Origin of the sequence: Chitinophaga sancti (assembly GCF_034087045.1) — a bacterium.
In the GTDB taxonomy this organism is placed as follows: Bacteria; Bacteroidota; Bacteroidia; order Chitinophagales; family Chitinophagaceae; genus Chitinophaga; species Chitinophaga sancti_B.
The window spans coordinates 5,588,981-5,603,828 of sequence record NZ_CP139247.1 but is presented as its reverse complement, the minus strand read 5'-3'; the positions used below and the strand labels follow the sequence as shown (position 1 = coordinate 5,603,828).

Below are 14,848 nucleotides of genomic sequence, written 5' to 3'. Positions count from 1 at the left end.
CTGCGAATGCCGGTCCGGACACTATTAAGCAGTGTAACAACGCTACTTTTACAATGTCCGCGAACTCACCGTCAGTATCTGGAGCATGGGGTACCTGGACAGTGGTTTCTCCATCTACTTATACCATTTCTGCTGCTCAGCTGAACGACCCGACTGCTACCTTCAGCGTAACTGCCGGTCAGACTGTGGTACTGAAATGGACGATTACTAATATCGGTTGTACATCTTCAGACAATATCGTTCTGATCAACTATGTACAGCCAACCGCAACTTCAGCAGGTATTGCACAGACTCATTGTTCTGACAGTCTGTTTACGCTTGCGGGTTCTACACCAATGACCGGTGCAACCGGTTACTGGTATGTACGCAGTGGTACTGCCACGGTGACTACACCAACCAGCGCTACTTCAACTGTTATTGTTCCAGCTGGTCAGACCGCCTTATTACGTTGGGTAATTACCAACGGTGTCTGCGCTGACTCTGCATCAGTAACAATTACCAACTATATGCAACCGGTAGCAGCGAACGCCGGTCCGGATTCTATTATGCAGTGTGCGAACAGCACATTCACCATGCAGGCTACGGCAGCTTCTCCTGCTACCGCAACCGGTACCTGGTCCACCTTCACAGGCAGCAAAGCCACCATCACTACAGGCATGTTCAACAATCCTGCAGCTACGGTGACCCTGGCAGCTGGTGATACTGCTACCTTGATATGGACGGTGACCAACGGTACCTGTTCTTCTGTTGATTATGTAAAACTGATTAACTACGCTACTCCTTCTACTGCCAATGCAGGCCCGGATACTGTGAAACAGTGTGCGACTCCTTCCTTTACCATGGCGGCGACTACGCCAACCATCGGTACTGGTATGTGGTCTGTAAAGAGCGGTACTGCTACTATCGGTACTGCTGATAGCAGCAACGTAAATGCTGTGATCACCGTAGCGACTGGTTCTACTGCTACCCTGTACTGGACCGTGACGAATGGTACCTGTTCTTCTAAAGACAGTATTGTATTAGTGAACTACGCTATGCCAACTACTGCCAATGCAGGTCCGGATTCCATTGTACAGTGTAATAACGCTTCTTTCACCATGCTGGCTACAGCAGCAGCTCCTGCTACAGCAGTAGGTACATGGTCAGCATTTACAGGCAGCAAGGCCACCATCACTACAGGCATGTTTAACAATCCTGCAGCTACGGTGACCCTTGCAGCCGGCGATACTGCTACTTTAATATGGACTGTCACAAATGGTGTTTGTTCCAGCACTGATTATGTCTTCCTGAAGAACTACCAGGCGCCTTCTACAGCGCAGGCAGGCCCGGATTCCATCAAGCAGTGTGCGAACGGTACCTTTACGATGTCAGCTACTGCGGCTAGCGTAGGTGTTGGCACCTGGACTGTATCCAGTGCAACTGCTACTATCACTAATCCAAACAGTACAACCGCTACGATCACAGTTCCTGTAGGCGACAGCGTAATGGCTTACTGGACAATCGTGAATGGTACATGTTCTACCGTGGATAGCATAAAACTGGTCAACTATGTGAAACCAGCTGATGCAGATGCAGGTCCTGATCAACACCAGTGTAACACTGCGACCTTCACCATGGCGGCCAATGCACCATCTGTATCTACAGCTTCCGGTACATGGTCTAAGCCAGCCGGTTCTACCGCAACGATCGCAAGTATCAACAGCCCAACCACGACTGTGACCATCCCTGTGGGTGACAGCAGCATGTTGTTCTGGACGATTACAAATGGTGTATGTGCGGATGTAGACACCGTATGGATCGTAAATAACCTGTCACCCACCGCTGCGAATGCCGGTCCGGACACTATTAAGCAGTGTAACAACGCTACTTTTACAATGTCCGCGAACTCACCGTCAGTATCTGGAGCATGGGGTACCTGGACAGTGGTTTCTCCATCTACTTATACCATTTCTGCTGCTCAGCTGAACAACCCGACTGCTACCTTCAGCGTAACTGCCGGTCAGACTGTGGTACTGAAATGGACGATTACTAATATCGGTTGTACATCTTCAGACAATATCGTTCTGATCAACTATGTACAGCCAACCGCAACTTCAGCAGGTATTGCACAGACTCATTGTTCTGACAGTCTGTTTACGCTTGCGGGTTCTACACCAATGACCGGTGCAACCGGTTACTGGTATGTACGCAGTGGTACTGCCACTGTGACTACACCAACCAGCGCTACTTCAACTGTTATTGTTCCAGCTGGTCAGACCGCCTTATTACGTTGGGTAATTACCAACGGTGTCTGCGCTGACTCTGCTTCAGTAACAATTACCAACTATATGCAACCGGTAGCAGCGAACGCCGGTCCGGATTCTATTATGCAGTGTGCGAACAGCACATTCACCATGCAGGCTACGGCAGCTTCTCCTGCTACCGCAACCGGTACCTGGTCCACCTTCACAGGCAGCAAAGCCACCATCACTACAGGCATGTTCAACAATCCTGCAGCTACGGTGACCCTGGCAGCTGGTGATACCGCTACACTGATATGGACAGTGACCAACGGTACCTGTTCTTCTACCGATTATGTAAAACTGATCAACTACGCTACACCGACTACTGCCAATGCAGGCCCGGATACTGTGAAACAGTGTGCGACTCCTTCCTTTACCATGGCGGCGACTACGCCAACCATCGGTACTGGTATGTGGTCTGTAAAGAGCGGTACTGCTACTATCGGTACTGCTGATAGCAGCAACGTAAATGCTGTGATCACCGTAGCGACTGGTTCTACTGCTACCCTGTACTGGACCGTGACGAATGGTACCTGTTCTTCTAAAGACAGTATTGTATTAGTGAACTACGCTATGCCAACTACTGCCAATGCAGGTCCGGATTCCATTGTACAGTGTAATAATGCTACTTTCATCATGCTGGCTACAGCAGCAGCTCCTGCTACAGCAGTAGGTACATGGTCAGCATTTACAGGCAGCAAAGCCACCATCACTACAGGCATGTTTAACAATCCTGCAGCTACGGTGACCCTTGCAGCCGGCGATACTGCTACTTTAATATGGACTGTCACAAATGGTGTTTGTTCCAGCACTGATTATGTTTTCCTGAAGAACTACCAGGCGCCTTCTACAGCGCAGGCAGGCCCGGATTCCATCAAGCAGTGTGCGAACGGTACCTTTACGATGTCAGCTACTGCGGCTAGCGTAGGTGTTGGCACCTGGACTGTATCCAGTGCAACTGCTACTATCACTAATCCAAACAGTACAACCGCTACGATCACAGTTCCTGTAGGCGACAGCGTAATGGCTTACTGGACAATCGTGAATGGTACATGTTCTACCGTGGATAGCATAAAACTGGTCAACTATGTGAAACCAGCTGATGCAGATGCAGGTCCTGACCAGCACCAGTGTAACACTGCGACCTTCACCATGGCGGCCAATGCACCATCTGTATCTACAGCTTCCGGTACATGGTCTAAGCCAGCCGGTTCTACCGCAACGATCGCAAGTATCAACAGCCCAACCACGACTGTGACCATCCCTGTGGGTGACAGCAGCATGTTGTTCTGGACGATTACAAATGGTGTATGTGCGGATGTAGACACCGTATGGATCGTAAATAATAATCCTCCTGCTAATGCAGATGCGGGTGTAGACACTATCAAACATTGTAACGACGATGCCTTTACAATGACAGCAAATACACCTTCTGTCGCTGGTGCTACCGGTTACTGGAGTGCTGTATCTCCTGCTTCTTATACTATCTCAGCTGCACAGCTGAATGATCCGAACACGACCTTCACGGTAACTGCCGGTTCTACGGTAGTACTGAGCTGGACCATCACCAACCTGGGTTGTACCACTTCTGACAACATTGTGCTGATCAATTACGAACAGCCAACTGCAGTAAGTGCGGGTACTAACCAGACCAAGTGTGCGGGTTCTGCCTTTGTACTGGCCGGTTCTACACCAAACGTAACAGGTGCTATCGGTACATGGTATGTTCGCAGCGGTATCGCTACTATCGCTACCGGCGAAGAGCACCTGCCAGCTGCTAATATAACGCTGCCAAATGATGCCTCTGCTGAATTACACTGGGTTGTAACAAATGGTGTGTGCGCTGATTCAGCGGCTGTGATACTGACTAACTACCTGACTCCTGTTAAAGCTGATGCAGGTACGGACTTGGTGAAACATTGTTCTGACAGTGCTTTCGTGATGAGTGCAAACGTACCTGATGTAACAGGTGCTATCGGAGAATGGACATTCGTAGGTACTACTACCGCGGTAGCAAGTGATCCGAACGATCCGAATGCTACCATCTTTGTTCCTGCAGGCGATAGCGTACTCGCTATCTGGTCAATCGGTAACGGTACATGTTCTACCAGCGACACAGTGAAACTGGTGAACTATATGTCACCAACCGCTGCCGCCGTACCAGCAGATATGCAACAGTGTATGACCACTACCTTCCCTGTAACGGCGAATGCTCCGGATGTTCCGGGTGCCATCGGTTATTGGACGGTAGTGAAGGGTAATGCTACCTTCCCGGCTGCTGACCTTAATAATAACAGTACTACTTTCACTGTACCAAATGGTGATAGTGCATACATCTCCTGGACACTGACCAACGGTATCTGTTACAGTGCCGATACAATTAAACTGTACAACTATCAGCAGCCAGCGCAGGCAGATGCCGGTGCTGACTCCCTGGTACAGTGTAATAACACTACATTCTCTATGGCAGCGACCGCACCAAACCTGGCAACAGCAGTAGGTAAATGGTCTCTGTACCCAGGTAGTGCCGCAAGCTTTAACGCGACCGACTCTACTAATATCAATGCCGTATTCACCCTGCCTGCAGGCGATACCGCAACCGCAATCTGGACAGTGACCAACGGTGTCTGCTCCAGCTACGATATGATCCTGTTGAAGAATTACGAAGCGCCAGCCCAGGCAGACGCGGGTCCTGATTCTCTGAAACATTGTAACGATGCCGTATTCACCATGAGTGCAACTGCACCATCACTGACTACCGCTACCGGTACATGGACCGTATCTACACCAATTGCTACTATCACGAATGCAAACAGCATTACCGCTACTATCAACGTACCTGCGGGTGACAGTGTAATGGCTTACTGGACAATCACAAATGGTAATTGTTCTACAGTAGACAGCATTAAACTGGTAAACTATCAGCAACCAACAGCAGCTGCTGCAGGTACCGATACCCACCAGTGTGCGACCAGCACCTTCACCCTGGCAGCTAATACACCTGATGTAGCCGGTGCCGTAGGAACCTGGACATTACCAACCGGTTCTACTGCTACTATCGCTACAGCGGATGTGCACAATCCAAATGCTGCCATCAGCGTACCGGAAGGTGATAGCGTAATTGCTACCTGGACCATCTCCAACGGTGTATGTACTTCCAGCAGCACAGTGAAACTGGTAAATGATAAGATGCCGGATGTGGCAAATGCCGGTTCTGCACAGACGCATTGTTCTGACAGTGCCTTCGTCATGACTGCCAACACTGCTACCATTGGTACCGGTACCTGGTCATTCTACACAGGTTCTGCCGCTACGATCGCAACGGCTGATCTGAATAATCCGACAGCTAAGATATTTGTACCAGCAGGTGATACTGCCACTGCAATCTGGACAATTACTAACAATTCCTGCGCAACCAGCAGCACTGTCTTCCTGAAGAACGACATGATGCCGGAAGCTGCAAATGCCGGAGCTAACCAGACTCATTGTAATGACTCTGCCTTTATAATGACTGCTACGCCAGGCGCCATCGCTACTTCTAAAGGTACATGGACTGTAATCAGTGGTACTGCAACCATCGCAGCTGCTGATCTGAACAATCCGACTGCCAAAGTAATAGTGCTGGTAAATACAACGGCTGTTCTCCAATGGACCCTGAGCAATGGTACATGTACTGGTTCACCAGCTACTGTAACACTGACTAACCTGGGACCAGTAATGGGCAATACGATCTCCGCTGATCAGACAGTGTGTGCTTCTGAAACACCTGCTCAGCTGAAAGGAACGACTACCCTGAGTGGTGGCGACGGTACCTTCACTTATCAGTGGCAGATCAGCACGACCAGTGCAACCACCGGGTTCTCTAACGTGACTACAGGTACAGGCGGTACTTCTGCTTCCTATACCCCAGGTACACTTACCGCTGATACCGTATGGTTCAGACGAATTGTGACCTCCGGCGCTTGTAGCACCACCATCAGCAATGTGGTGAAGATCAGAAGGATCACTACACCTCCGGTAGTAGTATCTGTACCAGCTGCTATCACTACTGATTGTGTACTGGGTAAAGATTACACTACGCTGTTCGGTACACCAGTGTTCAGCCACCAGCCTTTCACTAACGAGGCGCTGACTGTGACTTACACTGATAATACGCAGACACCGGATGCTTGTACGACTATCATCAGACGTACCTGGACAGCCGTAGACCGTTGTGGTCTCACAACTTCAGCCCAGCAGACCATCACTGTGACCGATACCAAAGCTCCTGTGTTCACTTCCACAGCACCTGCTGATGTGACCGTAGAGTGTGATCAGGTGCCAGCTGCTGTAAACCTCACAGCAAACGATGCTTGTTTAGGTACCCTGACCATCGCGCCAATTGAAACAAGAATAGACATCGCAGGTCAGTGTACCAGCAATTACTACCTGATCCGTAAATGGGTAGCGGTTGATAATTGTGGTAACGCCAGCGATACCCTGAAACAGACCATCACGGTAAGAGACCAGACTGGCCCTGTGTTCACCATAACTGTTCCTGCTAACGTTACTGTAGATTGTGATAAGGTACCAACAGCTGCCACGCTGACGGCTACTGACAACTGTACACCTGGTACTATCACTGTAACTCCAGTGGATACCAGGCAGTCAATCTCTGGCAGCACATGCAGCAACACTTACCAGATCACACGTACCTGGACTGCAACCGATAATTGTGGTAACAGCACTGTTCTGAAACAGATCATCACCGTTCAGGATACGACCAGACCAGCGTTCTCAATGCCCTGGTGTCTGATACGACTGTGAATTGTGATGCTGTACCTGCATTGCCAACGATCACAGCTACTGACAACTGTTCTGCAAGTGTGAAAGTATCTGTATCCCAGACGAAGGTGTTCCTGAGCACTACATGCTCTAACAACTACCGCCTGACCCGTACCTGGACCGCTTCTGATGATTGTGGTAACACTGCCACCATGAAACAGGTGATCACCGTTCAGGATACTACTAAACCAACATTCACCATCACACCGCCAGGCGATACTACAGTAAGTTGTAGTGCAGTGCCAACACCGCCAGGCAACCTGTCAGCTACTGACAACTGTACCGCAACCAGCAATGTGAAGATCAGCTACTCCCAGACCCGTCAGTCTATCACCGGTGCTTGTGCAAGCAACTACCAGCTGATCAGGACATGGGTAGCGAAAGATGAATGTGGTAATACCAACACTGTTCGTCAGGTAATCACAGTTGTAGATACCACCAAACCAGTGATCGATCCGGCTCCGGCTGCTGTTACTGTCACTTGTGGAGGTACCATACCAGCTGCTGCTACCCTGTACGCAACTGATAACTGCGATGGCAACTTCCCTAAGAAAGCGACCATGACCACCGATCCATACACTGTGGATGCTTGTAACGGTTACACCATCACCAGAAGATGGAATGTATCTGATGCATGTGGTAATGCCGCGATCGAAAGAGTACAGATCATTACTGTAGCAGCATGTCCTAAACCACAACTGGACGCTACACTGCCAGTGAACTGTTCTGACAATACGAAGTTTGCATTGCAACTGCTGACCAAAGTAAACAAACCAACATTTACACTGCAGAGCGTATATCCTGCAGGTACCGTAACCACACCGAAGAGTCAGACCAGCAATGTGTTCGACCTGAATGGTGCAACACAGGCTACTTTCATCGTAACTGATGGCGTAACCGGTTGCGTATCTGATCCGGTAACTTACACCCTGCAATATGTACAGAAACCAACTGTCAACCTGGGTAACGATACTGCGATCTGCGAAGGTAACTCAGTCACCCTGGATGCCGGTGCAGCAAATGCAAGCGCAGGCTACACGATCAAGTGGAATACTGGAGCGACTACCCAACAGATCACCGTATCTGCTGCCGGTACTTACTACGCAACTGTAACCAACAATGGTTGTTCCGCTACAGACTCTGTGAAGGTAACGGTGAATAAACCACCAACAGTCGAAATCCGCGATACCACTATCTGTGATGGTATGACAGTAAAACTGAATGCCTATGTACAGGGTGCTTCTTACACATGGAGCACTGGTGATACCGGACCATCTATCACGGTAAGTACCGCAGGTACTTATACTGTAGATGTATCACTGAAGGGTTGTACTGTAACCGACCAGGCAACTGTAACAGTGGCTACTGCACCAAACGTGACCCTGACACCTGATACGTCTGTATGTCCTGATCAGACAGTGATCTTACAGGTTGAGCCAGATGGCGGCAGTGTGAAATGGTCTGATGGATCGCTGACAAACTCTATCATCGTATCTAAGCCTGGTGACTACTGGGTGACTGTAACGAAGAATAGTTGTGTAGTGACCGATACTGTGACCGTTACCAACAAGGCAAACATCAGCTTAGACCTCGGTCCTGACAAGGATATCTGTGCCGGTGGCCTGGTAGTTCTGGATGCGACTAACGCGAGTGCGATCTCTTACCTCTGGAATGATGGTACGACCGATCCGATCAAGGAAGTAAGCACACCGGGTATCTACACTGTAACAGTACTTGACAAATATTGTAATCTGACTTCTTCAGATAGTGTAAAAGTAACAGTGGCTGGTCTCGGAGATATTTCTCTGGGCAATGATACCACTATCTGTATCGGTCAGACCCTGACCCTGAGTGTAGATGCCGGCACCGGCAACAGCATCAGATGGCAGGATGGCGCTACAACGGCAACGTATGTAGTGACAGCGACCGGGTACTATAAAGTGACTGTTTACAATGATTGTGGCTCTGTGACCGACGACATCACAGTTACTTACAAACAATGTGAAGCGAAGCCAGACTTCCCGAATGCGTTCACGCCGAATGGTGATGGTAACAACGATACGTTCAAACCTCACGTAAACGGTCCTATGTACGATTACGATCTGCGCGTCTTCAACCGTTGGGGCCAGGTAGTGTTCCTGAGTAAAGACCAGACCAAAGGATGGGATGGTAGATTCCAGGGATCACTGGTAGATGTAGGAACTTATGTGTATCTGTTGAGCTACAAGAATACGGCAGGTGGAGAGACAAGAATAGTGAAAGGTGAAGTGACCGTAATAAGATAAGAGAAGTGTAAAGTAGAAATAGGCTGAAGGCGTCCCGGAGTACCCACCGGGGCGTCTTCTCTTTTTATTTAATGCCTTCCCAAGCCGGCTGCTTCATTTTTCATTACATTTGTCCAAATGAGTAGAATGCTGTGGAATGAACGATATACGAAAGGACTCCCTTCTCTGGAAATACCAGATCCTTATTTTTTGTCCATGTATGAGCAGTTTCCCGCTGGTGGAAAGGCTTTGGATGTGGCGGCAGGTAGTGGCAGGCATACGCTGTACCTGGCAGAGAGAGGATGGGAGGTGACGGCGGTGGATTTTTCGGATGTGGCAATGGAGCAGTTGAGTTTGCGTGCGGAGGGATTGAAGGTAAGGACGGTGTGTGCGGATTTGTCGGCATTTGAAATTGCGGACAAATATGATCTCATTGTATTGTATTATTATTTTGATGTGGCGATATTTCCGGCTATTATCGATGCGCTGAAACCCGGAGGGGTGCTGGTTTTGAAACTGGCAATTGAGCGTGCAGCCGATGAAAATATATTACCCTTATTGAATGAACTAGAGCAGCTCAATTATAGCCAGCGTCCCGTAAAACACAGGGGCGTGGCAGAAGGTCTTTTTAGAAAAATATAATTACTCGTTGGCCAGGCTCTTTACTGGATTCATCAGCACCGCTTAAATAGCAGTTTTACCGATAGTGATCCATGCTATCAGCATGGGCGCCGAAAGAGAGAGAGCTCCGTTTTTGGTCAGGAATTCCGCCTTTATAGAAATATAAAAAGGCCTGTATTCATTCATGAATACAGGCCTTTTGGTTTTTATTGTTTCAGGATCTTCACAGTCTTCTGACTACCATCTTTGCGGTCTATTTTGATAATGTAAACACCGGGTACCAATGAAGATACGTTGATGTTTGTACCAGGATTGGTTACCTGCATAATCGCATGTCCGCTGATGTCAAAAACACTCATGGTTCTTATCTTATCATTATTACGGATATACAGCTGGTTGCTCACCGGGTTAGGAGACAGGGTCACCGTTGTGTGCGTGTCTTCTGTAGCAGTGGCAGCAGCAGCTACTCTTGCGCCGGAAGTACTGGTAATGGTCAGGTAATTCAGGTTGAAATTGCCTGTAGCAGTTGCAATGCCGATGCTGTAAGTACCAGCGGGCAGAGATACAGTATGTGCTACATCGGACCATACCTGCCAGCCACCTGTATTAGGAATAGTGACAGTGCCCAGTTGTGTAGCTCCTGCATCTTTTTCAAGGCGCAGTGTATTGCCGGAAGAGGTACTTGCTACACGATAGTCTACTACATAAGAACCGGTAGCAGGGATTGTTACTTCATAACTGAGCCAGTCACCTGCATCAATATAACCTACATTTAGTCCGCCGCCTGCATCGCTGGTGGTTTCTGTCTGTACGCCTGACATGTAATTGTAGTTCTCGGCTTCGATCTTGATAGACGTAGTGCTGGTAGTCGTTTCAACTTTTAAAGAAGATGTAGAGTCGTTGAAACTGTTGTCTACCAGACAGGCGTCATCAGCAGTGAAGCTAACTGTAGCACCACCAAAATTGTCATTCTTGTACAGGGTTACTTTATAACCTGAGCTTACTTTGAGAGAGGAGATATCGTCATTCAGAATACCCAGTGCATTCAGCTGACTCAGGGTATAAGTACCTGTACTCAGACCTATTGCAGAACCAGCGTAGTTACAATCTTTGTAGACGGTCACCGGGCTGTTGGAAGTAAGGCCGGCAAAGCCACCGATGGTAATTGTAGCCCGGGATGGAGAAGGTGCATTGATGGTAGAAGACTGATTGAAAACATCGTCGTAGCAGAAAGCGTACGTCAGACTATTATAGCTGATGTCGCTACGGTGCCAGAACTTACAATACCAGTTGTAAGGAGTGGTCTGGTAATAAAGTGACGGTGTAGAGAAGTCCTGTGTCACGCCAGTGGCCTTTGTCAGGTCAATTGCATGACGATTGATTGCAGCGCAGATCTGTGCCTGTACTACTTTGTCCCACTGACCGCCACTGGCCATCACGCCACTACCTTCCATGACTTCGATCTGGGAAGGTTTGGCAGAGATGGTGCCTACAGCGCCATCAGAACTTCTTGTGAAGGTAAAGGTACTACCGGACACTTTACCACTCCATGTACCTGCATCACCTGCATTAAAGATCAGGTTACCGCTGGTGTACTTGGACCAGATAGCATCAACATAGGAGCCAAAGTAGCTGGCCTGTGCACCGCCTGTTTGCCATGCAGTGGTTTTGGATGGGAAGTGGATAATGCCGTTGGTAGCGTCGTAGCAACCGGCAAATTCAGTAGGCGCGGTAGTCTGCCACTGGTTGAGGATGTAACTGTGGGTGACAGTTTCACCTACTTTTTGATAGAAGCTGCTGTTGCCCCATACTTCGAGGCCCATTGGGTATTGATACGCATCTACACGCGTAGTGTTTACCCACAGACCATTAGACGCGTTTGTCAGCTCAATGTTCTCGTAACGGATGCCCTGGTTGGGATCGGTTGGGTTAGCAAGATTGGGTGCTGCATAACCGCTGGGAGAGCCGGACGCGCCGAAGAAATAAAGGTACAGCTGTGAGTTAAAGGAGATCAGGATACGACAACCAGCGATGCCGGGAACGTTGACCACCTTGTTTGGAATTTCACTCAGCTTTGCGAAGCAGGCGGCATATTTGCCGTTGCCACCGGGGCCGTAGTTTCCATTGATGACAGGACCTGATACTGTATTATAAGACGTACTCATAGGATTGACTGCGCCGGTTTTGGGGTCAATCCATACATGATTGTCATTGATAATACCAATTACTGCAACGTAGACGTTGGCATCTGTGTAGGCAGAATTGTTGTACAGTGTAAAGGGAACCGTGGTTTGGGCATGTACAGTGGCTCCAATAGACATGGAAAGGCCAAGCAGTACGACCAGGCGGGTACAAAAGACCCTGAGGGAAAAGAAAGGTCTGATTTTCATAGCGATTATAGGTCTTAAATTTAAAAGAACTTGTACAAAGGTAGTTTTTATTCCGAAAACCCAAATACTGCTTATTTTTACCTGATAAAAGTCATGGAATGAACAGGGAAGCAGTCATCAATGCGTTTATTACAGCAGTGAATACTTACTACTCTTTAGAGAAAGATACCATGCTGGCATTGGAAAAGCTGTTACGCATAAGGGAAATTCCGGCAGGTACAAATTACTTATCTGCAGATGAGGTGCCTGTGTTTATCTCATACATATATCAGGGGCTTTTTTCATATTATTTTCAGTATGAAAATGGAGATACGGTGATTAAAAAATTCTTTCCTGAGCAGACATTTATTGCATCTACATCGGCATTGATCATGCATGAAAAGAGCCGGTATGCGATAGATGCGCTGGAGGATAGTATTGTAATAGAGTATTCTTTTGCAGAGTTTAAGCATCTGTTGCAAAAGCATCATGACCTGGCGTTATTCTGGATTAACTATCTGGGAAAGCATTGGGTGGTAGAAAAAGAGCATATTGAGATAGCGCATAAATACTTGTCCGCCAGGGAGCGGTACCAGCATTTTGTAGGCGCTTCGCCTGCGCTGGCAGGCCGTTACAGCTACAGCAGATTGCGTCTTATTTAGGTATAACACCTACACAGTTGAGCCGTATAAGAAAAACCTCATAAACAGCGCTCAACATATGTAAAGCAGCAGCTGAAAATTAGCATCGACATTTGAGTTATGGAAAAGCTGAAAGGAATTATTTATGTAATTATTGGGGCGGCGAGTTATGGCATCTTAGCCACGTTTGTGAAAGTTGCAGGGCAGGAGGGGTTCTCTACTGCATCCGTTACACTCTCTCAGTATTTAGTAGGGTTTTTAGTATTGGCATTATTAGATCTGAAAAAGAAACCGGTGATCACGGGTACCACGACAGATAAATATAAGTTATTGTTAGGTGGCACGTGCCTGGGATTGACGAGTACTTTTTATTATTTAGCTGTACAGTATTTGCCGGTATCGGTGTGTATTATCTTATTGATGCAGACGATCTGGATGGGGATACTGGTAGATTGTGTGATTGAAAAGAAACGGCCTGCATTGGCGCAGTTACTGGCAATTGTAGTTGTGCTGGGAGGTACGTTTTTAGCAACTGGTTTTATAGGAGGTGAATGGAATTTTACAGGTATATGCTGGGGGATGATGGCGGCCATGAGTTATACCGGGGCGATGTATGCGGCAAATCATATTGCAATACACAGGCCATTGTTTTATAGATCCAAGCTATTGGTATTAGGAGGTATGCTGGCAATATTGGTATTCTGGAATATTCGTATAGTGGAGGGTTTCATGCCATCAGTATTATGGAGATATGGTTTATTGCTGGCATTGTTTGGCACTATTTTACCACCAATATTTTTCAACAAGGGGTTTCCGTTGATAGGAATGAGTGTAGGAAGTGTGTTGGCAGCGGTAGAAATACCGGTATCTATTGGAACGGCGCATGTAGTATTGTTTGAGCAGGTGAGTCCTTTGCAGGTAGTGGGATGTGGATTAGTGATATTGGGAATGGTAATACCGAATATCCGATTTGGGAAAAAGGTGTTGATGGCAACGGTGTTATTGTTTGCTTTTGTGCCTTTGAGGGTGGCGAAGATAGATACGATCAAAGTGTATCAATACACCTTCTTAACAGTATCTGAAATCCTGAAAGTCAGGTTAATCCTCGCTCCAATCTTCCTGCTGGTCTTTGGTACATGGTGTTCATAAAAATCCTGCATAGTTTTACCCATTAGCAAAAAGCTTCCATGAGTCAACGGTATATCCAGCGGCAGCACATCTTTTCTCGTTTTATGTCTCACTTTAAATAATCTTGTCTCGCCAAATGTCACCGAGGCAATCGGGTGATGTATGCCATCTGCAGGTAGCGTATCGCTATGCCATGCGACGGAATCATTTCCATCCCTGTAATAATTTAACAATACCCTGTTAAAATAAAGCCCACATGCAGCTTCTACCTTCTCTTTGATGTCCAATAGCTCCTGAGTCCATTCAAGCCCGTTTTCACCCCCGTAATAAGCGATTAAGCGTGGATCTGGTAGTACCTTATCATACATCTTTCGGTTATGCTGTTTCCAGGGGGTATTTTCTTTCAGGAGTTTATAATAATGGTCCGACTCACTTTTAGAGAAAAACTGCTCCCGCAGTTCGAGGGTGGTATCCGGCAGGGCATAGTCAATGTACCTCACTTTTCCCTGATCAAACAGCTCATTGTCTTTAAATAGTAGCATAGTTCACAAAAATACTAAAAAATTTAGTAAACTGTTGTTTCAGGCATACTTAGGAGACCTATCAGAAAAATAAATAATTTATGAGTAACCATTAATGAAAATTAATATGTTTTCACGCCAATGTCTGATAATAATATTCATAAAATAACTGTTTTAAAATAATTTTAATATAATATG

7 protein-coding genes are annotated in these 14,848 nt (G+C 47.4%); 5 read left to right on the top strand and 2 right to left on the bottom strand.

Annotated features, from left to right (window positions below; translation table 11 throughout):
* Nucleotides 1-53: 53 nt before the first annotated feature.
* The 3 genes from SIO70_RS22680 to SIO70_RS22670 all read left to right on the top strand — a co-directional run bounded on the left by SIO70_RS22680 (nucleotide 54) and on the right by SIO70_RS22670 (nucleotide 10,012).
* Nucleotides 54-7,088, top strand: coding sequence for a hypothetical protein (locus SIO70_RS22680; protein ID WP_320574575.1), 7,035 nt, complete (start codon nucleotides 54-56; stop codon nucleotides 7,086-7,088).
* Nucleotides 7,070-9,391 carry a gliding motility-associated C-terminal domain-containing protein gene (locus SIO70_RS22675; RefSeq protein WP_320574573.1) on the top strand — a complete coding sequence of 774 codons (2,322 nt, stop codon included), beginning with the start codon at nucleotides 7,070-7,072 and terminating at the stop codon, nucleotides 9,389-9,391. Before SIO70_RS22680 ends, SIO70_RS22675 begins: the two co-directional genes overlap by 19 nt.
* Before the next feature lie 117 nt (nucleotides 9,392-9,508).
* Nucleotides 9,509-10,012 carry a class I SAM-dependent methyltransferase gene (locus tag SIO70_RS22670; protein WP_320574571.1) on the top strand — a complete coding sequence of 168 codons (504 nt, stop codon included), beginning with the start codon at nucleotides 9,509-9,511 and terminating at the stop codon, nucleotides 10,010-10,012.
* Between the two features lie 185 nt (nucleotides 10,013-10,197).
* Here the strand turns inward: SIO70_RS22670 and SIO70_RS22665 are convergent, their stop codons facing one another.
* A complete protein-coding gene (locus SIO70_RS22665) occupies nucleotides 10,198-12,381 on the bottom strand; it encodes a beta-1,3-glucanase family protein (RefSeq protein WP_320574569.1) in 2,184 nt (727 codons plus the stop codon).
* Nucleotides 12,382-12,479: 98 nt separating this feature from the next.
* On the opposite strand from SIO70_RS22665, the gene SIO70_RS22660 reads away from it, so the two are divergent.
* Nucleotides 12,480-13,022 (top strand): hypothetical protein, encoded by a 543-nt coding sequence (locus SIO70_RS22660; protein ID WP_320574568.1) that lies wholly within the window; start codon nucleotides 12,480-12,482, stop codon nucleotides 13,020-13,022.
* Nucleotides 13,023-13,121: 99 nt separating this feature from the next.
* Complete coding sequence (locus SIO70_RS22655) at nucleotides 13,122-14,150, top strand: DMT family transporter (RefSeq protein WP_320574566.1); 1,029 nt, start codon at nucleotides 13,122-13,124, stop codon at nucleotides 14,148-14,150.
* On the opposite strand, the gene SIO70_RS22650 is transcribed toward SIO70_RS22655, so the two are convergent.
* On the bottom strand, nucleotides 14,057-14,671 hold the full coding sequence (locus SIO70_RS22650; protein WP_320574564.1) for an alpha-ketoglutarate-dependent dioxygenase AlkB family protein: 615 nt from the start codon (nucleotides 14,669-14,671) through the stop codon (nucleotides 14,057-14,059). The two genes, SIO70_RS22655 and SIO70_RS22650, sit on opposite strands and share 94 nt — an antisense overlap.
* Between the last annotated feature and the right edge of the window lie 177 nt (nucleotides 14,672-14,848).

Excerpts from the sequence above, each read along its gene's own strand:
- SIO70_RS22650 (WP_320574564.1), bottom strand. The coding sequence starts at position 14,671 with ATGCTACTATTTAAAGACAATGAGCTGTTTGATCAGGGAAAAGTGAGG.
- SIO70_RS22660 (WP_320574568.1), top strand. The coding sequence starts at position 12,480 with ATGAACAGGGAAGCAGTCATCAATGCGTTTATTACAGCAGTGAATACT.
- SIO70_RS22670 (WP_320574571.1), top strand. The coding sequence starts at position 9,509 with ATGAGTAGAATGCTGTGGAATGAACGATATACGAAAGGACTCCCTTCT.
- SIO70_RS22665 (WP_320574569.1), bottom strand. The coding sequence starts at position 12,381 with ATGAAAATCAGACCTTTCTTTTCCCTCAGGGTCTTTTGTACCCGCCTG.
- SIO70_RS22655 (WP_320574566.1), top strand. The coding sequence starts at position 13,122 with ATGGAAAAGCTGAAAGGAATTATTTATGTAATTATTGGGGCGGCGAGT.
- SIO70_RS22680 (WP_320574575.1), top strand. The coding sequence starts at position 54 with ATGTCCGCGAACTCACCGTCAGTATCTGGAGCATGGGGTACCTGGACA.